This window comes from Kitasatospora sp. NPDC005748 (assembly GCF_040630735.1).
Taxonomy (GTDB): domain Bacteria; phylum Actinomycetota; class Actinomycetes; order Streptomycetales; family Streptomycetaceae; genus Kitasatospora.
Genome location: NZ_JBEXYD010000005.1, coordinates 136,042 through 158,978 on the forward strand (window position 1 = coordinate 136,042; position 22,937 = coordinate 158,978).

At 75.6% G+C, this 22,937-nt stretch carries 19 protein-coding genes; 9 read left to right on the forward strand and 10 right to left on the reverse strand.

The features are described 5' to 3' along the window. Positions 1-15: 15 nt before the first annotated feature. Both ABZ495_RS06415 and ABZ495_RS06420 read left to right on the forward strand, forming a co-directional pair. Positions 16-2,163: an MMPL family transporter gene (locus tag ABZ495_RS06415; RefSeq protein WP_359834699.1), complete on the forward strand. Its 2,148-nt coding sequence runs from the start codon at positions 16-18 to the stop codon at positions 2,161-2,163. A 46-nt stretch (positions 2,164-2,209) separates the two neighbouring features. Next, the gene (locus tag ABZ495_RS06420) at positions 2,210-2,758 is read left to right on the forward strand and encodes a MarR family winged helix-turn-helix transcriptional regulator (RefSeq protein ID WP_359834701.1); all 549 of its coding nucleotides are present in this window, start codon (positions 2,210-2,212) and stop codon (positions 2,756-2,758) included. Between the two features lie 70 nt (positions 2,759-2,828). Here the strand turns inward: ABZ495_RS06420 and ABZ495_RS06425 are convergent, their stop codons facing one another. Continuing rightward, positions 2,829-3,590, reverse strand: a complete 762-nt coding sequence (locus ABZ495_RS06425) for a TetR/AcrR family transcriptional regulator C-terminal domain-containing protein (protein WP_359834703.1) — start codon at positions 3,588-3,590, stop codon at positions 2,829-2,831. A 125-nt stretch (positions 3,591-3,715) separates the two neighbouring features. Between ABZ495_RS06425 and ABZ495_RS06430 the strand changes: the two genes are divergently transcribed. Beyond that, positions 3,716-4,903 carry an FAD-dependent monooxygenase gene (locus tag ABZ495_RS06430; RefSeq protein WP_359834704.1) on the forward strand — a complete coding sequence of 396 codons (1,188 nt, stop codon included), beginning with the start codon at positions 3,716-3,718 and terminating at the stop codon, positions 4,901-4,903. On the opposite strand, the gene ABZ495_RS06435 is transcribed toward ABZ495_RS06430, so the two are convergent. The 3 genes from ABZ495_RS06435 to ABZ495_RS06445 all read right to left on the reverse strand — a co-directional run bounded on the left by ABZ495_RS06435 (position 4,876) and on the right by ABZ495_RS06445 (position 8,107). Further along, positions 4,876-5,643 carry a response regulator transcription factor gene (locus tag ABZ495_RS06435; RefSeq protein ID WP_359804635.1) on the reverse strand — a complete coding sequence of 256 codons (768 nt, stop codon included), beginning with the start codon at positions 5,641-5,643 and terminating at the stop codon, positions 4,876-4,878. The genes ABZ495_RS06430 and ABZ495_RS06435 overlap by 28 nt on opposite strands. Positions 5,644-6,248: 605 nt before the next feature. Then, the gene (locus ABZ495_RS06440; RefSeq protein ID WP_359834706.1) at positions 6,249-7,502 is read right to left on the reverse strand and encodes an MFS transporter; all 1,254 of its coding nucleotides are present in this window, start codon (positions 7,500-7,502) and stop codon (positions 6,249-6,251) included. Between the two features lie 56 nt (positions 7,503-7,558). Continuing rightward, positions 7,559-8,107: an SDR family oxidoreductase gene (locus tag ABZ495_RS06445; RefSeq protein ID WP_359834711.1), complete on the reverse strand. Its 549-nt coding sequence runs from the start codon at positions 8,105-8,107 to the stop codon at positions 7,559-7,561. 179 nt (positions 8,108-8,286) lie between these two features. Here ABZ495_RS06445 and ABZ495_RS06450 point away from each other — a divergent pair, with 179 nt between their 5' ends. Continuing rightward, a complete protein-coding gene (locus tag ABZ495_RS06450) occupies positions 8,287-11,664 on the forward strand; it encodes a BTAD domain-containing putative transcriptional regulator (protein ID WP_359834713.1) in 3,378 nt (1,125 codons plus the stop codon). Positions 11,665-11,706: 42 nt separating this feature from the next. Here ABZ495_RS06450 and ABZ495_RS06455 read toward each other — a convergent pair whose 3' ends face one another. After that, entirely contained in the window at positions 11,707-12,927 is a 1,221-nt protein-coding gene (locus ABZ495_RS06455) for an LLM class flavin-dependent oxidoreductase (protein WP_359834715.1), read from the reverse strand. Further along, the gene (locus tag ABZ495_RS06460; RefSeq protein ID WP_359804645.1) at positions 12,924-14,282 is read right to left on the reverse strand and encodes an NtaA/DmoA family FMN-dependent monooxygenase; all 1,359 of its coding nucleotides are present in this window, start codon (positions 14,280-14,282) and stop codon (positions 12,924-12,926) included. The genes ABZ495_RS06455 and ABZ495_RS06460 overlap by 4 nt, the downstream gene beginning before the upstream one ends. A gap of 262 nt (positions 14,283-14,544) precedes the next feature. Between ABZ495_RS06460 and ABZ495_RS06465 the strand changes: the two genes are divergently transcribed. Further along, positions 14,545-15,336 carry an arylmalonate decarboxylase gene (locus tag ABZ495_RS06465; RefSeq protein WP_359804647.1) on the forward strand — a complete coding sequence of 264 codons (792 nt, stop codon included), beginning with the start codon at positions 14,545-14,547 and terminating at the stop codon, positions 15,334-15,336. A gap of 81 nt (positions 15,337-15,417) precedes the next feature. On the opposite strand, the gene ABZ495_RS06470 is transcribed toward ABZ495_RS06465, so the two are convergent. Then, on the reverse strand, positions 15,418-17,319 hold the full coding sequence (locus tag ABZ495_RS06470) for a hypothetical protein (RefSeq protein WP_359834717.1): 1,902 nt from the start codon (positions 17,317-17,319) through the stop codon (positions 15,418-15,420). A gap of 54 nt (positions 17,320-17,373) precedes the next feature. Further along, positions 17,374-18,903, reverse strand: a complete 1,530-nt coding sequence (locus ABZ495_RS06475; protein ID WP_359834719.1) for an SDR family oxidoreductase — start codon at positions 18,901-18,903, stop codon at positions 17,374-17,376. Between the two features lie 282 nt (positions 18,904-19,185). On the opposite strand from ABZ495_RS06475, the gene ABZ495_RS06480 reads away from it, so the two are divergent. Both ABZ495_RS06480 and ABZ495_RS06485 read left to right on the forward strand, forming a co-directional pair. Next, positions 19,186-19,908: a CBS domain-containing protein gene (locus ABZ495_RS06480; RefSeq protein ID WP_359834721.1), complete on the forward strand. Its 723-nt coding sequence runs from the start codon at positions 19,186-19,188 to the stop codon at positions 19,906-19,908. Positions 19,909-20,075: 167 nt separating this feature from the next. Beyond that, positions 20,076-20,726 carry a beta-glucanase gene (locus tag ABZ495_RS06485; protein WP_359804655.1) on the forward strand — a complete coding sequence of 217 codons (651 nt, stop codon included), beginning with the start codon at positions 20,076-20,078 and terminating at the stop codon, positions 20,724-20,726. Between the two features lie 55 nt (positions 20,727-20,781). Here the strand turns inward: ABZ495_RS06485 and ABZ495_RS06490 are convergent, their stop codons facing one another. After that, the gene (locus ABZ495_RS06490) at positions 20,782-21,153 is read right to left on the reverse strand and encodes a hypothetical protein (protein ID WP_352290761.1); all 372 of its coding nucleotides are present in this window, start codon (positions 21,151-21,153) and stop codon (positions 20,782-20,784) included. 151 nt (positions 21,154-21,304) lie between these two features. Between ABZ495_RS06490 and ABZ495_RS06495 the strand changes: the two genes are divergently transcribed. Then, positions 21,305-21,673 carry an SHOCT domain-containing protein gene (locus ABZ495_RS06495; protein ID WP_359804657.1) on the forward strand — a complete coding sequence of 123 codons (369 nt, stop codon included), beginning with the start codon at positions 21,305-21,307 and terminating at the stop codon, positions 21,671-21,673. Between the two features lie 58 nt (positions 21,674-21,731). Here the strand turns inward: ABZ495_RS06495 and ABZ495_RS06500 are convergent, their stop codons facing one another. Then, complete coding sequence (locus ABZ495_RS06500; RefSeq protein WP_359834723.1) at positions 21,732-22,142, reverse strand: organic hydroperoxide resistance protein; 411 nt, start codon at positions 22,140-22,142, stop codon at positions 21,732-21,734. Between the two features lie 259 nt (positions 22,143-22,401). On the opposite strand from ABZ495_RS06500, the gene ABZ495_RS06505 reads away from it, so the two are divergent. Beyond that, positions 22,402-22,884 carry a MarR family transcriptional regulator gene (locus ABZ495_RS06505; RefSeq protein WP_329492377.1) on the forward strand — a complete coding sequence of 161 codons (483 nt, stop codon included), beginning with the start codon at positions 22,402-22,404 and terminating at the stop codon, positions 22,882-22,884. Positions 22,885-22,937 lie beyond the last annotated feature (53 nt).

A 22,937-nucleotide genomic window follows, 5' to 3' on the forward strand; every position in this document is an offset into this window, starting at 1 on the left:
GAAGGGCGCTCCGCGATGCGCACCGGTCCAGCCGCTCCCCGCCCCGCCTCCCGGCGTCGAACCAGACTGCTGGTTCCGCTCGTCCTGCTGGCCGTCTGGCTCGGCCTGGGCGGCGCCTTCGGCTCCTACGCCGGGAAGCTCTCCGAGGTGGCCACCAACGACCGGGCCGCCTTCCTGCCCCGCAGCGCCGAGTCCACCGAGGTGGCCCGGCTCGGGGAGGACTTCCGGACGGCGGCCACGCTCCCGGTGATCGTCGTCTGGGAGAGTCGCACCGGAGCGGTCGGCGAGGCCCAGCGCGCCGCCGCCGGCCGGGCGCTGCAGGAGGCCTCGGCCGCTCCCGGTGCCACCGGCCGGGTGTCGCCCGCCGTGCCGTCCGAGGACGGCCGGGCGCTCCAGGGCGTCGTCCAGCTCCGCTCCGACCTCGGCCGGCAGACCGGGGACAGCGTCCGCGCCGTCCGCGAACTCGCCGACCAGGTCCCGGACACCACCGTCGGCCTGGCCGGTCCGGCGGCGGTCGCGGCCGACCTCGGCAGTGCCTTCGCCGGCATCGACGGACTGCTGCTCGGCGTGGCCCTCGGCGTGGTGCTGCTGATCCTGCTCGCCGTCTACCGCAGCCTGCTGCTGCCGCTGCTGGTGATCCTCGGCGCGGTGTTCGCCCTCGGAGTCTCCTGCGCGCTGGTCTACCTGCTCGCCGACCACGGCCTGGTCCGGGTGGACGGCCAGGTGCAGGGTCTGCTGTCGATCCTGGTGATCGGCGCGGCCACCGACTACGGACTGCTGCTCTCCGCCCGCTTCCGCGAGGAACTGCACCTCCACGGTGACCGGTTCGCGGCGATGCGCACCGCCTGGCGGCAGTCCGTCGAGCCGATCGCGGCCTCCGGGACGACGGTCGCCCTCGGCCTGCTCGTCCTGCTGCTCTCCGACCTCACCAACAACCGGGCGCTCGGCCCGGTCGGCGCGATCGGCATCGGCTGCGCGGTGCTCTCCGCGCTGACCTTCCTGCCGGCCGCGCTCGTCCTGCTCGGCCGCGCCGCCTACTGGCCGGCCCGGCCGGCCGCCGACGGGCGCGCCCCGGTGAACGCCGTCTGGCAGCGGGTGGCCGCCCTGGTCGGGAGCCGGCCGCGGGTCACCTGGGCCGCCGGCCTGGCCGTGCTCGCCGCGCTGGCCGCCTTCGCGCCGACCCTGGACTCGGGCGGCGTCCCGCAGAGCGAACTCTTCATCAAGGCCCAGCCCTCGGCGGCCGGGCAGGCGCTGCTCTCGAAGCACTTCCCCGGCGGCGCCGGCAATCCGGCCGTGGTGATCGCCTCCGCCGGGCGGGCCGAGGCGGTCGCCGCCGCGGCAGCCGTCCCCGGGGTGGCCGGCGTCCGTCCGTACACCGGCGGTGCGCCCGGCGGTGCCCCGGCGGAGGTGGACGGGCGGGTCCGGCTGGACGTCACGCTCGCCGACCCGGCCGACAGCGACGCGGCCATCGCCACCGTCCGGAGCCTGCGGCAGGCCGTGCACGCGGTGCCGGGCGGGGACGCGCTGGTCGGCGGCTACACCGCGCAGCAGTACGACACCCGGATCACGGCGGAGCGCGACCGGGCACTGATCATGCCGGTCGTGCTGCTCTGCATCCTCGCCGTGCTCGTGGTGCTGCTGCGCTCGCTGCTCGCTCCGCTGCTGCTCGCCGGTACCGTCGCGCTGTCCTACCTCGCCACGCTCGGCGTCAGCGCGGTGGTGTTCGACCACGTCTTCGGCTTCTCCGCCATCGACCCCTCCGTGCCGCTGTACGGGTACGTGTTCCTGGTCGCGCTGGGGGTGGACTACAACATCTTCCTGATGACCAGGGTCCGTGAGGAGACGATGCGGGTCGGCACCCGGGAGGGGGTGCTGCGCGGGCTGACGGCCACCGGCGGAGTGATCACCTCGGCCGGGGTGGTGCTGGCCGCGACCTTCGCCGCGCTGGGTGTGATCCCGCTGGCCTTCATGGCCCAGATCGCGTTCATCGTCGCCTTCGGCGTGCTGCTGGACACCCTGCTGGTGCGCTCGCTGCTGGTGCCCGCGCTGGTCCGGGACCTGGGCGAGCGGGTCTGGTGGCCGGCCCGGCCGGGTCGCACGGCGGTCGGTACGGCGGCGCCCGAGCCGGTCGGCGAGCCCGCCCGAGGGTGCCCGGCCGGTTAGGCTGAACGGGTAACAGCGGGTGGAACACCGTAGGCGACCGGAGCGGATGACCTTGTCGGAGCAGGACCCGAGCACGCCCCCGCCCGCCCCGGCACCGTCCGACAGCCCGGCGCCTGCGGACCCGTCAGCGACCGTACCCTCCGACACCCCGGCGCTCGGGCGGCTCCTCCAGGCCCTCGCCTCCGAGATGAACCTGCTCGGGCACGGCTTCGCCGCCGCCAGCGGGCTGCACGCCACCGACGTCCAGGCGCTGCTCGCCGTGATGCGGGCCGAGCCCGGCCGGGGCGGGATCACCCCCGGCCGGCTCGGCGAGGAGCTGGCCCTCACCTCGGGGGCGGTCACCGCCGTACTGGACCGGCTGGAGCGGGCCGGACACATCCGCCGGACCAGGGACGCCGCCGACCGCCGGCAGGTCCTGGTGCACTACCTGCCCGGTGCCGGGCGGATGGCCGCCGAGTGGTTCGCGCCGGTGGCCCGGCGCACCGAGGCGGTGCGCGGCGAGTTCACCCCGGTGGAGCTGGCGGCGGTGGCCCGTTTCCTCGGCCGGATGACCACCGAGCTGGAGGACCTGCGCCACTCGCGCCGACCCGCGTAACCCGCGCGGACCCGCGCGTAACCCGCGTAGCCCGCGCCACCGCTGACGTGGGCTGACGGCCGGACGCCCGTCAGCTCGTCAGCCCGTTCCGCCGGGCGATCAGGGCCGCCAGGCCGTCCAGGATGCGCTCCAGGCCGAACTCCAGCGCCCGGTCACGCCCGTCCCGCACGGCCATCGCCGCCGCGAGCGCCGGGAAGCGGTCGGCGTGCTCCTGGACCAGCCCGCCGACGACGGCCAGCAGCCGGGACTCCGGCTCCCCGCCCGGTCCGGCCGCGCGCGCCTGTGCGGTGATGCTGCGGACGTGGCCGGCCAGCAGGACGGCGGTGTCCATCCGCTCCGGCCCGGTCAGTCCGGTGCCGTCGAGGGCGGCCACCACCCGCTCCAGCCAGCCGAGTTCCTTCGGGCCGAGCACCCGGGGGCCGACGGTGGCGTCGATCAGCCAGGGGTGCGCGCCGAAGGTGGTGGCCAACTGGCCCGCCCAGGAGTGGAGTTCGGCGCGCCAGGCGGGCGAGGCGCCCGCCAGCTCCCGGTTCGCCGCCGGGGCCCCCGGTACGGCCCCGGCCGGTTCGTCGATCGCCGTCTCGACCATCAGGGCCACCAGTTCGGCCTTGCCCGGCACATAGCGGTAGAGCGCCATCTTGGTGTAGTCGAGCAGGCCGGCCACCCGCTGCATGGAGACGGCGCCCAGTCCCTCCGCGTCCGCGATCCCGATCCCGGCTCGGGCGATCCGGTCCAGGCTGAGCGCTGGTTTGGGCCCGCGGGTCGGCTTCGGGGGCGGCCCCCAGAGCAGCCGTGCCGTCGCCTCGGCCCCGTCGCCGGATGTGCTGCTCAAGCTCCCGCTCCCGTCCCGTTCCGGGTCGGCCCTTGCCGAACCGACCTAACTGTGTCTACCGTACACAGCAGCAATCAGTGTCCAGTAGACACAGTTTCTCGGCTCTCCCGGACGGAGTGGTTCACATGGGTACCAAAGTCCTCATCTCGGGCGCGAGCATCGCCGGCCCGGCACTGGCGTACTGGCTCGGGCAGTACGGCTTCGAGCCCACCGTCGTCGAGCTGGCTCCCGCCCTGCGCGGCGGCGGCCAGGCCGTCGACTTCCGCGGCGACGCGCACCTGACGGTGCTGCAACGGATGGGCCTGCTCGACGAGTTGCGCCGGATCGACACCGGTGGCAGCCCGATGGACTTCGTCGACCGGCACGGTCGGCGCCGGCTCCACCTGCCGGCGGACTTCGCCGGTGGCGACGTCGAGGTGCCGCGCGGCGAACTGGCCCGGCTGCTCCACCGGCACAGCCTGCCGTCCACCGAGTACGTCTTCGGCGACACGGTGACCGCGCTGGAGGAGACGCCCGACGGCGTCCGGGTGGAGTTCCGCCACGGGTCGCCGCGCGAGTTCGGCCTGGTGGTCGGCGCGGACGGTCTGCACTCCACCGTCCGCCGGCTGGCCTTCGGCCCCGAGCAGCGCTTCGTCCGCCACCTCGGCTACTACGCCGCCACCTGGCAACTGCCCAACTACTCCGGTCTGCCGCCCGGTTCGGTCGGCCTCAACGTGCCCGGGCGGCTCGCCGCGGTCGGCGCGGACCACCGGGACCGGACCCGGGCCGGCGCCTTCTTCCTGTTCGCCTCACCCGAGCTGCCCTACGACCGGCACGACCAGGAGCAGCAGAAGGCGCTGCTCGCGGACGCCTTCGCGGGTCTCGGCTGGGAGGTGCCACGACTGCTGGAGAGTCTGCGCGAGGCCCCGGAGCTGTACTTCGACTCGATCAGCCGGGCGGACGTCCCCGCCTGGTCCGCCGGCCGGATCGCCCTGGTCGGGGACGCCGCCTGCGGCGCGACCATCGGCGGCATGGGCACCGGTACCGCGATGGTCGCCGCGTACGTCCTGGCCGGCGAACTCGCCCGCGCCCGGGGCGACCACCGCACCGCCTTCACCCGGTACGAGGACGCCGTGCGCGGCTACGCCGAGGGCTGCCAGCGGGGCGGCGACCGGACCGGGCCCTTCCTGGCGCCGGGCACGGCGGCCGGGCTCCGGCTGCGCGACGGACTGTTGGGCCGGCGCTGGGTCCTGAACCGGATGCTGGAGCTGGGCCGGAAGGTCAGCAGCACGATCGCCCTGCCCGACTACCAGACCGAGTTCGCCACCCGCTGATCCTCGGCGGCCCCCTCGTGCGGGGCGGCCGCGGCGCCGGACGGGTCGCCGGGCGCCGGTCCCTTCGACCGTGCGGCGTGTCCCATCCGGTAGCCGATCCCGCGGACGGTGATGATCCACCGGCTGGAGCCGAGCTTCGCGCGCAGGGTGCTCACATGGGTGTCGATGGTGCGGCTGGCCTGCCCCCAGTCGCTGCCCCACACCTTCGCCATCAACTCCTTGCGCGACACCACGGTCTCGGAGTTGGCGGCGAGGATGTAGAGCAGCTCGAACTCCTTCGACGTCACCTCGATCAGCCGGTCGCGCAGGCGCACTTCGCGGGTCCGCGGATCGATGTGCAGCGGGAGCAGCGAGATGGCCTCGGGCGCCGCCGGCCCGGAGCGGCGGGAGGACCGGCGGAGTACCGCGTCGATGCGGGCCCCCATCTCCCGGAAGCCCCAGGTCTGGGCGACGCAGTCGTCGGCTCCCGCCTTCAGGGCGAGCACCCGCTCCAACTCGTCGTCGCGACGGGTGAAGGCGATCAGTGGGACGTCGCTCTCGGTCCGCAGGCTCCGGCACACCTCGATGCCGTCGACGTCCGGCAGTTCCAGCGAGAGCAGCACCAGATCGGCCTCGCGGTACGTGCGGAGGGCCTGTGCGCCGGTGCCCACGCTGCGGGCGACGAAGCCCTGCCGGCGCAGGTCGCGCACCATCGATTCGGCGGAGCTGATCTCCCGTTCCACCACGAGTACGGTCCTCATCTTCCCTGCTCCTCCTCCGGACGCCACGCCCCTCCGTGCCCACCCTCGTCCGCTCCCCGGGTCGCGGCCCTGGGCGTCGTTCGCACAACAAAAGTACCGCTTGGCACGGCAACCAGGCGGAACCCGGCCGACCGGCCGGATATCCGCTCCGACCTGCGGAGACACGCTGTGGAAATGCTCCCGGCACAGATCCGGCGAGGCTGCCCGCCCGGCCGGCGGCCACTGGCCGCGGGCGTACCCGAAGTCCTTCGGCCGCTGGTCAGCGGGCTGGGGGCGGGCGGGCGGCGGCTCCGGCTCGGGCGGGCACGGACGGCAGCCCCGGCGCTCGTGTCAACAGCTCATGAAATCTGCCGCGACACCCGGAACTTGGGCCGCACGGCGCGGCACGGAGGGGCGCGGCGGGGAGCGGGAGGCAGGCGGGTACGGCGGGTACGGCGGGTACGCGGAGAGGCGAGCGAAGAGGCCGGTGGAACGCCGGAAGCCACCGAAGGCCCGGGGGTCAGGTTGCCTTCGGTGGCCGTTCCGGGGAGGGCGGGATCACTGGACCCCGCCCGGTCGCGCTCCAGGAGCTCAAGGAGCCCCAGGAGGCCTGCGAGCCTGGGAGCCTACGAGCCCTGGGGCGTGGGCCGCTTGGCGGGGAAGCCGTGGCTGCGGGCCACCAGGACCACCACGAGCACCGGCAGCAGGAGCAGCAGCACCGTCCAGGGGAAGGAGTCGCTGCCGCTCACGTCGAGCAGGACACCGCCGATGATGCCGCCGGCGGCCATCGCGACGTTCCACAGCGTCACGAGCATGGTCTGGGCCGCGTCGGCCTGGTCACCGCCCGCGTCGGCCACCGCCGTCTGCAGCAGGGTCGGAATGCCGCCCCAGCCCAGACCCCACAGGGCGGCCGCGATGTACACCAGGGCCGTGGTGTCGGCGAGCACCGCGAGCAGCAGCGCGGCCACCGCGACGAGCAGGGTGCTGGCGACGGTGAGCGCGCGCAGCTTGGCGTGGATCTGCGAGCCGACGATCCAGATGCTCGCGAGCGAGGCGCCGCCGAAGACCAGCAGCACCAGGTCGGTGCTGTCGCCCAGGCCGTGGTCGTCGAGGAAGGTGGCGATGTAGGCGTACAGCACGGTGTGCGCCAGGACGAAGACCAGCGTCACGAAGAGCACGGGGGTCACCCCGGGCACCTTCAGCGCCCGCAGCATCTTCGGCCGCTCGCCGGCCTGCTGGCCGGGGTAGTCGGGCACGGTGGCGGAGATCCACACCAGCAGCAGGACGGTGAGGCCGGTCATCACGAAGAACGGCACGCGCCAGTCGGTCTGGGTGCCGAGGAAGGTGCCGGCCGGGACGCCGAGCGAGAGCGCGACCGGGATGCCGGCCATCGCGATGGCGATCGCCTTGCCCTGGAGTGCCACGGGAGCCATCCGCCGTGCGTAGCCGGCGAGCAGCGCCCAGGCCAGGCCGGCGGCGACACCGGCGACGAACCGCGCGACCATCGTCAGCCCGTAGATCGACGACACCGCCGTGACGGTGTTGGCCACGGCGAAGCCCGCCATGGCCGTCAGGAGCAGCCGCTTGCGCCGCCAGCCGGCGGTGGCCGAGGCGAGCGGGATCGCGGTCAGGGCGGTGCCGATCGCGTAGATCGTGACGGTCTGGCCGGTCGCGGACTCGCTCACCGCGAGGTCCGAGCTCATCGAGGGGAGCAGGCCGGCGGGGAGGGTCTCGGTGAGGCTGGTGATGAAGACGGCGGTGGCGAGGGCGATCAGGGCGAGCAGCGGAAGCTTCTGCGGTTCCTCGCCCCCCGCCGCCGCGGGGGGCGAGGAGCGGGTCTCCGCGCCGGGAGCGTCGGTGATGTCGGGTGAGGTGCTCATGGGGCGTGCTCCGGATGTTCCAGGGGACGGGGCGGACGGGTGGTGCGAAGAGGAGGTCACGGGGCGGGCCAGGCGTGGCCAAGCCCGCCGTCGACGGGGAGCCGGGCGCCGGTGGTGAAGGTCGCGTCGGTGGCCAGGAAGAGCGCGGCGCGGGCGACCTCCTCGGCGGAGCCGAGCCGGCCGAGCGGTGGCAGCGCCGGGCCGCCCGCGGGCGCCGCCTCGATGCAGCCGGGGGCCACCGCGTTGACCCGGATGCCGCGCGAGACCAGTTCGGCGGCGAGCGCCCGCACGGCGTCGGAGGGCGGCGCCGGGGCGGTGAGCACCACCGCGCCGCCGTCCCGGAGGTACGGCAGCAGCGGGCGGACCCCCGCCACGGCATCGGCGAACAGGAGGTCGGTGTCGTCGAGACCGGTACCGCCGTCCTCGGCGCGCTCGACGACGGTGGCGGTGGAGCCCAGCTCGGCCCTGGCCCGGGCGCGTTCCCCGGCGGTGCGGGCGGCCAGCAGGACCAGCGCCCCGCCCTCCACCAGGCGTTTGGCGATGGCCAGGCCGATGTCGGTGTCCTGGCCGAGGACGACGGCCCGGCGGCCCGCGTACCTGGTCATGTCGGTCACTCCTTCCCGCCGCTCGGCGACTCGGTGGGTCCGACCCTGCCCGAGGGTCCTTCCGGGCCGCTGCGGATCCGCTGTGGATCCGCTGAGGGTGCGCTGACGGCCGGCTGACGGCCCGTCGAAGATCCCCCCGGGCCGGTCTGGCGCCACCGGGGCGCGGTACGGTGACCGACATGCGGTTTGGGGTACTGGGACCACTCGTGGTGTGGGGCGACGACGGCGAGGAGATCACCGTCCCCGAGGTCAAGGTCCGGGGACTCCTCGCCGACCTGCTGGCGCACGGCGGCGGACCGGTCTCCGCCGACCGCCTCATCCAGGACCTGTGGGGCGACGAACCGCCCGGGAAACCCGAGGGCGCGCTCCAGGGCAAGGTCTCCCAGCTGCGCCGGGTGCTCGGCCGGGAGCGGGTGCTGCGCCAGGGCGCGGGCTACCGCCTCCGGCTGGACCGCGGCGCCGGCGAGCTGGACGCCGACCGCTTCGGCGCCCTGGTGGCCGACGCCGGTGGCGTCCGCGACCCGCGCGCCCGGGCGGAACTCCTGACCGAGGCCCTCGACCTGTGGCGGGGGCCGGCGTACGCGGACTTCGCCGACGAGGACTACGTCCGGTCGGCGGCGTGCCGCCTCGCCGAGCAGCGGCTCGCCGTCCTGGAGGACCAGGCCGAGGCGCGGCTCCTCGCCGGTGACCACGCGCTGCTCGCCGGCGAGCTCGCCGCCCTCGTCGCCGGGCACCCGCTGCGCGAGCGGCTGCGTGCCGTCCAGATGCGCGCCCTCTACCTCGCGGGCCGTCAGAGCGAGGCGCTCGCGAGCTACGAGGACCTCCGCGCCCGACTCGCCGAGGAGCTGGGCGTCGACCCGGCCCCCGCGCTGACCACCCTCCACCAGGCCGTCCTGCGCCAGGACCCCGGCCTGGACCCCGGCCTGGACCCCGGCCCGGGCACCGCGCGGGCCGGTTCGGCACCGGCCGCCGCCGCCTCGCTCGCCGCGCCCGTAGCCCCCGCCACCCCGACGCCCGCCCCGCCCGTGGCCCCCGCCCCGCCCGCCGGCGAACACCCCAACCTGCCGGTCCCGCTGACCCGCCTGATCGGACGGGACGCGGCCGTCACCCAGGTGTCCCGGCTCCTGGACGACACCCGCCTGGTGACCCTGGCCGGCGCCGGCGGCGTCGGCAAGACCCGGCTGGCCGTCGCGGCCGCCGCCGCGGTGGCCGCTCGGGAGCCGGCCGGGAACCGCCCCGACGGGATCTGGCTGGTGGAGTTCGCGGGGGTCCGCGGCGGCACCGCCGCCGACCTGGCCCAGGTCGTCGCCACCACGCTCGGCGTCCGGGACGACGCCCCCGCGCCGCCGGGCACGGGCGGCGGGGCGGGGCCCGCCTCGCCCGTCCACCGGCTCGCCACGGCGCTGCGGGACCGCCGCACCCTGCTGGTCCTGGACAACTGCGAGCACGTCGTCGACGCGGCGGCGGAACTCGCCGAGCTGCTCCTGCGCACCGCACCGGACCTGCGGGTGCTGGCCACCAGCCAGGAGCCGCTGGGCCTGACGGGCGAGGCGGTGTTCCTCGTCGAGCCGCTGCCGACCGACGACGCCGTGCGGCTGTTCAGCGAGCGCGCCGCCGCCCACGACCCCGGCTTCCCCCGCGACCCGGACGGCGGCGACCTCGCCGACCGCGAGGCCGTCGCCGAGATCTGCCGCCGGCTGGACGGCATCCCGCTCGCCCTGGAACTCGCCGCCACCCGCGTGCGCACCCTGGGGGTCCGGGAGCTGGCGACCCGGCTGGGCGACCGGTTCCGGCTCCTGAGCTCCCGCCGCCGCGGCGCCCCGGCCCGCCAGCAGACCCTGCGCGCGGTGATCGACTGGAGCTGGGAGCTGCTCAGCGCACCCGAACGGATCGTGCTGCGCCGCCTGGCGGTGCACAGCGACGGCTGCGACCTGGACGCCGCGGAGGCCACCTGCGCGGGCGACGGCGTGACCCGCTACGAGGTCCTCGACCTGGTGACACGGCTCGTCGACCGCTCCCTGGTGGTCGTCGTCGACCAGCCCACCGGGCGGCGCTACCGCCTCCTGGAGTCCGTCGCCGCGTACGCCACCGAACGCCTGGACGAGATGGCGGACCTCGCCGCCGTGCGCGGCCGCCACCTGCGCCACTACCTCGCGCTCGCCGAGCGCGCCGAGCCCCGGCTGCGCGGCGCGGACCAGCGGCCCTGGCTCGCCCGGTTGGACGCCGAGGCGGGCAACCTGCGCGCGGCCCTCGACGAGGCGCTGCGCCGGACCGCGGAAGGGGACGGCGACGAGGCGGTCCGGCTGGCCACCGCCCTGGCCTGGTGGTGGCTGCTGCGCGGCCGGCTCACCGAGGGCCGCCGCAGCCTGGCCGCCGCGCTCGCCGCCGCTCCCCGGCCCAGCTCCGAACTCGCGCTCCTGCACGGCGCGTTCGCGCTCCTCACCGGCGACCGCGCGGAGGCGCACGCGCTCGCCTGCACGGTCGCGTCGGCCGGTGCGGTGCCCGACCCGGTGCGCCGCGCCCGGGCCCTGTGGCTCTGCGCGTACGGCCTGTTCAGCGCGGGCGAGGCCGCCGAGGGCGAGGAGCTGAACGCGCGCGCCCTCGCGGTCTTCGCCGAGGAGGGCGATCAGTGGGGCACGGCCGCCGCACTCGGCCTGCGGGCCACCCTCGCCCTGGTCCGCGGCGACCTCGCCGGTCTCGGCCGCGACGGTCTGCGCAGTGCCGCGCTCTTCCGCGAACTGGGCGACGGCTGGGGCGAGTTGCAGACGGTCTCCCCGCTCGCCGCGCTCGCCGAGATCAAGGGGGAGTACCCGGAGGCGGCCCGCCGCCAGCGTGAAGGGCTGCACATCGCTCGGGAGTTGGGGCTGGAGGCCGAGGTGTCGGCCCGGCTGTCCGGGCTGGGCCGGCTCGCCCTGCTGGCCCACGACTGGGAACGGGGCCGGGAGCTGCACGAACAGGCCCGCCGGATCGCCGCCGAACAGGGCTACAAGTACGGGGAGATCCACTCCGAGATGGGCCTCGCGCTCGGCGCCCGCCGTTCGGGGGACCTGGCCGCCGCCGAGGCCCATCTGGTGCACATCCGCGACGGCTACGCGGAGGTGTCCTCGGAGGCGGGCGACCACCTGCTCCTCGCGGAGCTCGGCTTCGTCGCCGAACTCCGGGGCGACGCCGACCTGGCGGCCGACCGGCACCTGAGCGGTTGGGCGGTCGCCCGCTCCCTCGACGAGCCGCGCGCGCTGGCCCTCTCCCTGGAGGGCCTGGCCGGCGCGGCCGCGGTCGCCGGCCGGGGCGCGGCCGGGCGGCGCGGCGCCGAGTGCGCGGCCCTGCTGCTCGGCGCCGCGGACGCGGCACGCCGGGGTGTGGGGGCCCCGTTGCCGCCCGCCGAGCGCGGCGACACGGACCGGATCGCCGCGGCCGCCGTGGAGGTCCTGGGGGCGGCCGCCTTCGCGGCGGCGTTCGCACAGGGCGGCCGGCTCACCGCGGTGGAGGCGGTGCGCCGCGGCTGCGAGGCCCTCGGCCGACAGCCGGCGGGCGACCCCGCCTCGGCGCACCGCTGAGCAGGCCCGCCGCGGCGCACCCCCGAGCGCACCGGGCCGAGGTCAGACCCGCGCGTACCGGTTCGCCGGGCGCTCCAACCCCAGGTGCCCGCGCAGCGTCGTCGCCGTGTAGGCCGCGCGGAAGGCACCCCGGCGCTGCAACTCCGGTACCAGGGCGCGGGTGATCGCTTCGAGGTCGTGCGGCAACGCCGCCGGGCGGAGCCGGAAGCCGTCCAGCCCGGCCGAGCGCCAGTCGAGCAGCAGATCGGCCAGAGCGGCCGCGGTGCCGGTAAACACCACGGCGTCCGAGGCGAGTTCGGCGCCTGCCAGCTCGTCCAGCCGGGCTTTCCGGTCGGCGGCGGCCGCCGGACTGTCGTCCAGCAGCACGATCAGGTCCGCGAACCGCCGCAGCGGCCTGGCCCGCAGGTCACGGCCGGTGGCGGCGACGGCCTCGTCGACCTGCGCGAGGATCCGTTCGACGCCGGGGCGGTCGTGCGGGGTGACGAAGACGACGTCCGAGGCGCGGGCCGCGAACTCGTACGGCGTCGAGGCGTGGGCCAGGCTCGCGACCAGTGGCTGGCCCTGCGGCGGGCGCGGGGTGATCGCCGGCCCCCGGACGCTGAAGTGCTCGCCCTCGAAGTCGATGTGGTGCAGCTTGTCGCGGTCGATGAAGCGGCCGGTCGGCACGGACCGGATCTCCGCATCGTCCTCCCAGCTGTCCCACAGCCGTCGTGCCACCTCGACCACGTCGGCGGCCTCCGCGAAGAGCGGGCGGAGCCGCTTGGCGATCAGCTCGGGGTCGCGGATGTCGTCGTCGGTGAGCTGCGGGGTGGTGCGGCGGCCGAAGTGGGCGGCGTCCGAGGCGCGGGAGGCGATCTGCGGCCGCCAGCCCGCCCGGCCGCGGGCGGCGTGGTCCAGGGTCGCGATGGCGGTCGCCAGGTGGAACGGTTCGGTGTGGGTGACGTTCGTGGTCGGTACCAGGCCGATGCGGTCGGTCAGCGGCGCGAGCAGGGCGGCCAGCAGTACGGCGTCGACGCTGCCCCGGACCCGGTCGGTGCGGTCGTCGGGGCGGTGGAAGGGCTCGGACTGCAGACCGAGGCCGTCCTCCAGGGTGACGAAGTCGAGCAGCCCCCGCTCGGCCTCGGCGACGAGGCCCGCCCAGTAGCCGGGGGTGAACAGCTCCGACGGCCTGGCGTCCGGGGCCCGCCAGGCGGCCGGGTGCCAGCCCGCGCCGTCGAGCGCGACGGCCAGGTGCAGCGGGGAGTCGGACGGGGTGGCGGTCACGAGGTCTCCTTCGGGGAGCCGAGGCCGAGATGGTCGCGGAGCGTCGTTCCGGTGTACTCCTCGCGGAACACGCCCTTCTCCTGGAGGAGCGGAACCACCCGGTCCACGAAGTCGCCCAGGCCGTCGGGCGTCAGGTGCGGTACGAGGACGAATCCGTCGGCCGCCTCGCTCTGCACGAAGCGGTCGATCGTGTCGGCGACGGTCTGCGGGCTGCCGACGAAGTTCTGGCCGCCGTGGACCTCGATCATCAGTTGACGGATGCTCAGCCCGCGCTCCTCGGCGATCTTGCGCCACCGCCGCGCCGTCTCCTCACGGCCCTTGCGGAACACCGAGTGCCCCTTCAGTAGGAGGGCGTCCGGCTCCGGATCGATGTCGGGCAGCGGCCCGTCCGGGTCGTACGCCGAGAGGTCGCGGCCCCAGACGCCCTCCAGGTGGGCGATCGCGGTCTGCGGGCTCACCTGCGCGCGGGTGATCTCGTCCGCGTACGCGGTGGCCTCCTCGTCCGTGTCGGCCACCACGGCGGTCGCGGTGGGCAGGATCTTCAGGTCGTCCGGGCGCCGGCCGTACGCGGCGAGCCGGGACTTCACGTCCCGGTAGAACGCCCGGGCCTCGTCGGGCCGGTTGTACTTGCTGAAGATGACTTCGGCGTCGGAGGCGGCGAACTCCCGGCCCACGTCCGACTCCCCGGCCTGGATGATCACCGGGTGGCCCTGCGGGCCGCGCGGGGTGGTGAACCGGCCCGCGATGTCGAAGTGCGTGCCGCGGTGGGCGAAGGTGCCGGCGCCGGGGCGCACGAACCGGCCGGCCGCCGCGTCGGCGGGTACGTCGCCGTCCGCCCAGCTGTCCCACAACTCGCGCGTGGTCTGCAGGAACTCGGCCGCCCTGGTGTAGCGGTCGGCCTCGGCGAGGAAGCCGCCGCGGCGGAAGTTCTCGCCGGTGAAGGCGTCGTAGCTGGTGACCACGTTCCAGGCCGCCCGGCCGCCGCTGAGCAGGTCCAGGCTCGCCAGCTTGCGGGCCACCTCGTAGGGCTCGTTGAAGGTGGTGTTGACGGTCGCGGCGAGCCCGAGCCGGTCGGTGACGGCGGCGAGCGCGGCGAGCACCGTCAGGTTGTCCGGACGGCCCACCACGTCCAAGTCGTAGACCTGGCCCTTATGTTCGCGCAACCGCAGCCCTTCGGCCAGGAAGAAGAAGTCGAACTTGCCGCGTTCCGCGGTCCGTGCGAGCCGGATGAAGGAGTCGATCGCGATCTGGCTCTCGGAACGGGGGTCCGACCAGACGGTCACGTTGTGGATGGCCGGCAGTTGCACGGCGAGGTGCACCTGCTTCCTTCCGGCGTGTTCTGCGGCGGCAGGCACGGGGCTTGCTCCTTCGGGGAAGGGCCGGCCCCAGGGAGGCCGGCCGCGTGGCCACGCGTGTGCGGTCCGGTCCACGGGGCGGCTGTGATCACCAGGGTTCACCGAACGGATGTGGCGGACAAGGGGATTCGGGTCAGGGATGTGTGGGGGAGTGTCAAGGAATGTCAATAACGGGAACGGCGTGCAAAGCGCTTGTGAGTGGTCTGTCGCTTAACGTCGGCGGATCTGTCCCCTGTCTCGGCGTTCGGCCTACTGTGCGGCCATGGATCTCTTCTCGCTGCCCAGACTCGGAGTCGTCGTCCCCCCGGAGAACCCCACGGCGGAGCCGGAGTTCAACCGCTTGATCGGTGCCGCCGTGCACGTGTACACCTCCCGCTTCCCCACCACGCCGGGGGTGGAGCTCCGGGAGATGCTGGAGACCTACAACCGGGTCCTTCCCGACACCCTCGACGGTTTCGGCGGCATGCGGCTGGACGCGGCCGTGGTCGCCTGCAGTGCCTCGCACTACCTGCTGGACCCGGCGGGCGACCGCGCCCTGTGCGAGGAGATGTCGAACCGCTCAGGGTTCCCGGTCAGTTCCTCGACGCAGGCGATCCTGGCCGCCTGCGAGGCGCTCGGGGTGAACCGGCTGACCCTGGTCTCGCCCTACCAGCCGTGGCTCACCGCGACCTCCCGCGCCTTCTGGGAGCGGGCCGGGCTCACGGTGGACGGCGTCGTCCTCGTGCCCGCCGGGACGGCCCCGGACGGGTCCGACCACTTCGACCCCTACGAGGTGACCACGGGCCGGATCCGCGAGCGAATACGGGCCCACCAGCAGGAGAACGGGATCCCCGACGACTCCGCGCTGCTGTTCACCGGGACCGGGATGGGGACGCTCGGTGCGCTCGCCGAGCTCGCGCGGGAGGACACCAGCGGGCGCCCGCTGCTCTCCTCGAACCTGGCGTCCGCCTGGTGGGCGCGCCGCGTGACGGGACGGCGGACCGGGTCCGCGACCGCCGGGGACGCGCATCCGCTGCTGCGACGCCTGGACGTCCGGGCCCGCTGGGCGGCCTGAGACACCGTCGGGCGTCGGTGCGCCTGCGGCCGGCGGGCGCACCGGGGGCGGCTGCCGAGGGGGAGGCTCCCGCGGCCGCCCTCACCGCAGCGGAGCGATCCGGCTGCCGCCGTCCAGTACCGCCTCCAGCGTGACGGCGGCCCGGCCGGGCCGCTCGACCGCCAGGGTGTGGTCCGGCGTGGCCCGGTCGGCCGACCAGTCCGGTCCCTTGGCCGTGATCCGGCCGACCCGCCGGCTGCCCGCGGCCAGCAGGAACTCGGTGCCCTGCGGCGAGCGCCACCACGTCCACCCCACCGTGTCCTGTTCGAACCGGCTGCACGCCCGGCCCGGCCCGCCGCCCGTGCGCTGCGGGCCCCGGGCGTTCGGCAGCAGCACGGCGGTCGCGGCGCTGCCCTCGCCGTTCCAGCGGTCGGCGCGCAGGCAGACCCAGGACGCCGCGCCCGCGTTCTGCGGCAGCTGCTGCACCGCGAAGGCCCAGAGGTTGAGCTGCTTGACACCGGGGGTGCCGTCCGGAACGGCGCAGCCCGCGCGGGCCCAGGCCAGCAGCGCGTCCTGGCCGACCGCCTCGCGGGGCTGCCGGGCCGGCTGGGTGCGGTCCGGTGGCGGGGTGTAGCTGAGGTGGGCGGGCACCAGCCCGCCGAGGTCGGCCAGCAGGAAGGAGTGCTTCTCGGCGATCGTGGTGGAGGAGCGCAACTGGAGCACGGTGGCGCCCAGGCAGTCCGCGAGCGCCCCCGGGGAGCGCGAACCGGGGGTGCTCGCGCCGGGTGCCGCAGCGGTCACGCCGTCCACGCGGTCCAGCGCCCTGGCGGGTACGTCCGGCTGGTCGATCCGGCGGGTGTCGGCCGCGTCGATCCATGGGGCGAGCAGGTAGCGGGCGGTCGCCCCCTGGCGGTGCAGCACCACCGCGCCGGCGGTGGTGACGGAGGAGTCGTCGGCACGGGCGAGGTCCAGCCCGCCGCCGGGTCCGTCGGTCCAGCGGGCGAGCCGGCCGCCGTCGTAGAGCACCACCACGGCCGCGCCGTCTACGGTGCCGGCGAACAGCAACTGGGGCGGGCCCTGCGGCGGGGCGGCCGGGGTGCCCGGCTCGGGCCTGGTCCGCGGGCCGGGGCCCGACCAGGCGGCGAGCGCCCGGCCGAGCAGGGCGGTGTCGTCACGGCGGTCGCCGCGGGCGGGCCAGGCGGAGAAGTCGATCCGGGCGGTGTGCTGCCACTGGTCCGCTGCCACCCGGAGCAGCCGGGCCGGGTCGGGCGCCGTTCCGCCCGGCGGGACGGCGAGCGGACGGACGGGCGCGCCGGCCGGGGCCGGGGCACCGGGGACGGCCAGCGCGGCGGCGGTACCGGTGAGCGCGAGCGCGGCCACCGCGAGCGAGGCACCGAAGGCCCGGCGGCGGCGCAGCAGGTCGGTCGGCTGGACGCGCACCGCGCAGGGGTCGAAGGCCGACAGGCCGTGATCCGGTCCGGCGCAGAGCCGTGCGGCCTCGTCGACGGCCTGCCCGGGGTCGGTCGCACCGGCCTGAAGCAGCACCTCCGCGGCCTGCTCGGGCGTCAGCTCCTCCACGGCGAGCAGCGCGAACGCGGACCGGGCGGGCGCCCCCAGGGCGGCCAGTTCGCGGTCCAGTGCCGCGTCCCGGTCACCGCCGCCGGGGGTGAACAGCCGCAGCCCCCAGACCCGGGGCGCCCGCAGCCGGTCGGCGGGCCGCGGGTGCAGCGCGCCGCGCAGCACCCGCAGGCGCAGGGCGGCGTACAGCGGGTCCTCGTCCGTGCCGGCCGGCTCCCGCAGCCTGCTCCAACGGGAGGGCAGGGCCCGCTGGACGGCGGCGTGCGCGGCGAGCACCCGGCTGTGGCGGTCCCGGTCGGCCGGCAGGGCCAGGTACGCGAGCCGGACCAGCCGGCGGTAGTGGCGGACCAGGGTCGCCTCGGCCCGGGCCACCGGACGCGCGCCCGCGCCCCGGGGCGGTGCGCCGCCGTCTATCCGTCCTGCCAAGGCGTTCTCCCCGGAGCCGTCTGTCGTGTGGTGGCGGACGGTCCAACGAGTCGATCATGTGATGGTTGCGCCGTCCGGGGCGGTGTTCCGGGATCCGGCGGCGCGTTCGGTGATCCGGCGCGCCATCCCGCCGAAGACGATGGCGTGGAACGGTGCCACCGACCACCAGTACGCGTGCCCGGCCAGCCCGTGCGGGTGGAACAGTGCCCGCTGCCGGTAGCGGCTGCCGCCGAGGCCGTCCGGGGTGACGGACAGCTCCAGCCAGGCCAGCCCGGGCAGCCGCATCTCGGCGCGCAGCCGCAGCAGCCGCCCGGCCTCGATCTCCTCCACCCGCCAGAAGTCCAGCGAGTCGCCGACCCGTAGCCGGGCCGGGTCACGCCGGCCCCGGCGCAGGCCGACGCCGCCGGCCAGCCGGTCGAGCCGGCCGCGCAGTGCCCAGGCGAGCGGGAAGGAGTACCAGCCGTTCTCGCCGCCGATGCCCTCCACCACGCGCCAGAGCGCGTCCGGCGGGGCGCCCACGTCGCGCTCCCGGACGTCCTGGTAGAGGCTGCCGCCGGCCCAGTCCGGGTCGGTGGGCAGCGGGTCGCTCGGCGCGCCGGGCAGGGTGGCGGAGGACCACCGGGTGGCCACTTCGGCGTCCCTGATCCGCCGCAGTGCCAGCCGGACCGCCTCGTCGAAGCCGGTCGGGCCCCCGGGCGGGTCGGGCACGTACTCGGCGAGGTCGTCCTCGCCGCGGACCACCTCGTGCCGCAGCGACTCCACCAGCGGGCGGGCGAGCGAGTTGGGGACGGGCGTCACCAGGCCGACCCAGTGGCTGGAGAGCCGGGGGGTGAGCACCGGCACCGGGACGATCAGCCGGCGCGGCAGCTCGGCGACGGCGGCGTAGCGCATCATCATCTCGCGGTAGGTGAGGACGTCCGGGCCGCCGATGTCGAAGGCCCGGTCCACCTCCGGCGGCAGCCGGGCCGCCGCGGTGAGGTAGTACAGGACGTCCCGGACGGCGATCGGCTGGATCCTGGTGTCGACCCAGTTCGGGGTCACCATCACGGGCAGCCGCTCGGTGAGGTAGCGCAGCATCTCGAACGAGGCCGAACCGGATCCGATGATCACCGCGGCCCGGAGTTCGGCGGTCGGCACCCCGCTCGCCCGCAGCCGGCGGCCGACCTCGGCGCGCGAGCGCAGGTGCGGGGACAGCTCGGCGGCCGGCACCCCGGCGGGGTTGATACCGCCGAGGTAGACGATCCGGCGGACCCCCTCCCGGGCCGCCGCCTCGCCGAAGGCCCGGGCGGCGGCCCGGTCGGTCGCCTCGAAGTCACGGCCGGTGCCCAGCGAGTGGACCAGGTAGTAGGCGACGTCGATGCCGGCGAAGGCCCCGGTCAGCGACTCCGGCCGGGTGACGTCCCCGGCGCTGGCCTCGACCGAGGCCCGCCAGGGGTGGTCGCGCAGCCGGCCCGGGTCGCGGACCAGGCAGCGGACGGAGTGCCCGGCGGCCAGCAGCTCGGGGACGAGCCGGCCGCCGATGTAGCCGGTGGCGCCCGTGACCAGGCAGCGCAGCGGGGCGTCGGGGGTGCTCGGTCCGGCCATGGTGCCTCCCAGAAAGCCGCGTCAGGGGTGCGGGGTTCGGCGCGGCGGCGCCGGCGGGCGGGCCGCACGCGCCCTCCGCCAGCTTCGCCGCCCGCCGTCCGGGCCGCCACAGCACCGGCCCGGCACCCGCCCGCGCGGGCCGCCGTCCGGAGCGGGCCGGGCTCGACGGCCGGGCGAGCGGACCGCACCGCCGTACGCTGTGAGGGGAGCGTCGGACGGCAGTGCCGTTGGTCCCGGGATGTCAGCCCCTTCGGCCCCTGGCCGGGGGCGCGGCCGGGAGGGATGCTCCAGATATCCGGCCGGACGGCGGTCGTCCGGCCGACATCGCTCGTGGACGAGGTGACCGGCGTGCTGCATGCCACCGTCGAATCAGTGATGACCAGTCCCGTGGTGCGGGTCGCGCCCGAGACCGGGTTCCGGGAGATCGTCGCCGTGCTGACCGAGTACGACATCACGGGTGTCCCGGTGGTGGACCCCGACGGGCGGCCCCTCGGCATCGTCTCCGAGGCGGACCTGCTGCTCACCCTGGCCGCTCAGGAGGACCCGGGAAGCCTGGTGCCGCCGCCCGAGCTGACCCGGACGGGGCCGGGCGGGGCCGTCACCGCCGCGGACCTGATGACCGGCCCCGCCGTCTGCGTCACCCCCGGCACCAGTGTGGTGGCGGCCGCGCGGCTGATGAGCCGGCACGGGGTGAAGCGACTGCCCGTGCTGGACGAGGACGGCCGGGTGTTCGGCATGGTCAGCCGGGGCGACCTGCTGCGCGTCTTCCTGCGCGAGGACCGGGTGATCCGCCGCGAGATCGTCGAGGAGGTGCTCGGCCGGATCGAGGGCGTGAGCCCGGCGGAGGTGGGCGTGGAGGTCGACCAGGGCCGGGTGGTGCTCAGCGGCAGCGTGCCGGCGCCGCACCTGGTGCCGATCGTGCTGAGCCTCTGCCGCTCGGTGGACGGCGTGGTGTCGGTGACGGACCGCCTCGGCAGCAGCGACGAGGCCGCCGTCGTCGGCTGACTCCGGCCCGGGCCGGGCGCTGTCCCGTGGCGTCCCGTCGCGTCCCGCCGTCCTGACCACGGACCCGGAGCGTCCGCTTCGCATACTGCGGAGAGTATCGGGTAAGTCACTCCTTGTGTGCGGCGGCAGCGGGCCGCCGCACGCGCCGGGTGACCCGGGAGGCGGCCGTGGCAGTCGTGTTCGACGCGGATTTCACTTCGACCAGGCAGTGGGTGGCGGGCCGCAGCAGCGCCTATCCCCGAATGGGGCCGACCAACCGGGGCGATCACAAGCTGGACTTCCTGAGCCGCTCCTACTGCCCCGGTGGCGTGTTCGCCGCCGTCCGGCGGCACGGCGGCGACCTGTGGACGTGCAGCCTGCTCACCACCGAGGGCAGCCCGGAGGCGTTCCAGGTGCGCACCGGCGACGTGCTCACGGCGCGGGTCACGCTCCCCGTCGAGACGGGCGCCTGGCCGGCCATCTGGACCTGGCGGGACGGCGGCAACGAGGTGGACGTCTTCGAGTACCACCCCGACCATCCGGACCTGCTGGAGGTCTCGAACCACGTTCGCGGCGGCTCCCGGTACTGGCACGGCGCCGACGCCGGGATAGCCCCCGGCGCCACCTTCGACCTGCGGGCGGTGCTGGGCGCGCGCTCGGTGGACTGGTTCGTCGGCGACACGCTCGTGCACGCGGACCGGCGCGGGGTCGGGCCGGACTTCCACGCCTACCTGATCGTCAACCTCTCGGTGGCGGACGGCACGTACCACGACCGGCCCCCGGCCACGGGTCCGGACCGGCTGAGCTGGACCTGCCACAGCCTGCGGATTGAGCGCTGACGAAGGCCGCGCGGCTGCCCCCGGGTCGGAGTCGTCGGCCCGGGGGCAGCGCGGTTCACCGGTCCGGCGGGAACGTCGCCGTGATCAGGCCGCGCGGGCCGGTGCGCTGGAACCAGACCACCCGGCGGTACGGGCCGATGTGGGCGGGGTGCGTCACGTACAGGTCGTCGCGCGGGGCGCCTTCGTTGCCGGGGGCGAGGGCGGCGTCGACGGCCTGGTCGGCGATGGTGGCCAGCAGCGCGTGCGCCGTGGCGGCGGCCGCTTCCGGGGCGATGGCGAGCGCGGTGAGCTCCGCCCAGAGCCGGCTGGAGACGTAGAAGATCGGCGAGTGGCGCAGGGCCGGATGCAGGCGTCGGTCCTCGTAGCGGCGGAGCACCCCGGCCGCGACGAGCCGCTCGCGGTCGTCGGCCGGCGGGTGGTGGTCCATGGGCCGCAACGCTACCCCGACGGGCACGATCGGCGCGTCGCGAGCGTTTCTCAGACAATCCTCAGGTCCGCCGGAGCACCTGCGGGCGCAGGATGGTGATGAGGCGCCGATCACCTCGATGGGCCCTGCGGGGCCGGAGGAGGAGGCCGTGATGGGGCACTGGAACGGGCCGCGCCACGGGCACGGCCACGGTCACGTCCTGGGCGGCTGGGGCTACGGCCTGCTGGCCCTCCTGCTGCTACTGGTCCTGGCGGTCCTCGTCCTGGCGGCCGTCGCGCTGGTCCGCCACCTGTCGCGAACCTCGCGGGGCGCGCGGCCGGTGCCGCCGGGCCCGTGGGCCGCGACCGGGCCGGCCGGGCCGCCGCGCCGGGCGGTCTCGCCGACGGCCGAGCAGCTGCTCGCCGAGCGGTTCGCGCGCGGCGAGATCGACACGGAGGAGTACCGGCACCGCCTGGACGTCCTGCGGGACGCCGGCGGACCGGGTGAGGCCGCCGCCGGGGAGCCGCCCGGCGGCGGATGACGCCGCGGGCCCCGCCGACGGCGCGGCGGGGCCCTGACGTGCCGGGGGGCGGGTGCTGCTACTCGACGACGAGCTCCACCGGGATGTTGCCCCGGGTGGCGCGGGAGTAGGGGCAGACCTCGTGCGCCTGCTTGACCAGGAGTTCGCCGCCCTCGCCGGCCAGCGCGTCCGGCAGCTCGACCCGCAGGACGACCGCGAGGCCGAAGCCGGCGCCGTCCTTGCCGATCGAGACCTCGGCCGTGACCGAGACCTCGCTGGTGTCGACGCGGGCCTGTCGGCCGACCAGGCTCAGCGCGCTGGCGAAGCACGCCGCGTAGCCGGCCGCGAACAGCTGCTCGGGGTTGGTGCCCTGGCCGCTGCCGCCGAGGGCGGGCGGCATCGCCAGCGCGAGGTCCAGCTGTCCGTCGGAGCTGACGGCGCGGCCCTCTCGGCCGTTCGCGGTGGCCACAGCGGTGTAGATCGCGTCCATGGGTCGGGTCCCTTTCGTCCTGCGTCCGTACTGCTTCTGTCCCCGGCGGCCGGTGGGGCCGCCTTCCGGGTACAAGTAGAGCACGCAATTCAATTGCGCACAACTCAATGGTGCGCACGGCCGCTATCATTGAGTCATGGCAACACCCCCCGAGACCGCCGCCGCCGACGCGCCGTCCGTCGACGCCCTGCCCGTCCACGCCGCTTCCGTCGATACCGCTTCCGCCGATGCCGCCCGCTCCGGAGCGCCCGTCGCGGACCTGCTCCACGGCGAGCAGCCGCTCCGCGACGAGGACCTGCTCCGGCTCGACCAGCAGATCTGCTTCTCGCTGAACGCCGCCTCGCGCGCGTTCGGCGGCGTCTACCGCGTCCTGCTCAAGGACCTGGGGCTCACCTACCCCCAGTACCTGGTCATGCTGGTGCTCTGGGAGCACCGCGAGTTGCCCGTGAAGCGGATCGGCGAGCACCTGCGCCTGGACTCCGGGACCCTCTCGCCGCTGCTCAAGCGGCTGGAGGCGGCCGGCCTGGTCCGCCGGGAGCGCAGCCCCGAGGACGAGCGCTCCGTCACCGTCAGCCTCACCGACGCCGGGCGCGAGCTGCGCGACCGCGCCGGGCAGGTGCCACGTAGGCTGCTCGCCGCCACCGGCCTGCCGGTCGAGGACCTCGCCGACCTGCGAGCCCTGCTCAACCGGGTGACCGGCGCGCTCGACTCCGCGCTCCTGGCCGACGGCGCCGAAGGCTGACGCCGACGGCGCCGAAGGCTGACCGGCCGGGCCCGCCGGTGCGGCGGCGTCCA

Coding starts and splice junctions, on each gene's coding strand:
- ABZ495_RS06435 (WP_359804635.1), bottom strand. CDS start 5,643: ATGAGGACCGTACTCGTGGTGGAACGGGAGATCAGCTCCGCCGAATCG.
- ABZ495_RS06490 (WP_352290761.1), bottom strand. CDS start 21,153: ATGGACCACCACCCGCCGGCCGACGACCGCGAGCGGCTCGTCGCGGCC.
- ABZ495_RS06480 (WP_359834721.1), top strand. CDS start 19,186: ATGCTCCAGATATCCGGCCGGACGGCGGTCGTCCGGCCGACATCGCTC.
- ABZ495_RS06415 (WP_359834699.1), top strand. CDS start 16: ATGCGCACCGGTCCAGCCGCTCCCCGCCCCGCCTCCCGGCGTCGAACC.
- ABZ495_RS06495 (WP_359804657.1), top strand. CDS start 21,305: ATGGGGCACTGGAACGGGCCGCGCCACGGGCACGGCCACGGTCACGTC.
- ABZ495_RS06475 (WP_359834719.1), bottom strand. CDS start 18,903: ATGGCCGGACCGAGCACCCCCGACGCCCCGCTGCGCTGCCTGGTCACG.
- ABZ495_RS06500 (WP_359834723.1), bottom strand. CDS start 22,142: ATGGACGCGATCTACACCGCTGTGGCCACCGCGAACGGCCGAGAGGGC.
- ABZ495_RS06465 (WP_359804647.1), top strand. CDS start 14,545: ATGGATCTCTTCTCGCTGCCCAGACTCGGAGTCGTCGTCCCCCCGGAG.
- ABZ495_RS06430 (WP_359834704.1), top strand. CDS start 3,716: ATGGGTACCAAAGTCCTCATCTCGGGCGCGAGCATCGCCGGCCCGGCA.
- ABZ495_RS06445 (WP_359834711.1), bottom strand. CDS start 8,107: ATGACCAGGTACGCGGGCCGCCGGGCCGTCGTCCTCGGCCAGGACACC.
- ABZ495_RS06420 (WP_359834701.1), top strand. CDS start 2,210: ATGACCTTGTCGGAGCAGGACCCGAGCACGCCCCCGCCCGCCCCGGCA.
- ABZ495_RS06440 (WP_359834706.1), bottom strand. CDS start 7,502: ATGAGCACCTCACCCGACATCACCGACGCTCCCGGCGCGGAGACCCGC.
- ABZ495_RS06450 (WP_359834713.1), top strand. CDS start 8,287: ATGCGGTTTGGGGTACTGGGACCACTCGTGGTGTGGGGCGACGACGGC.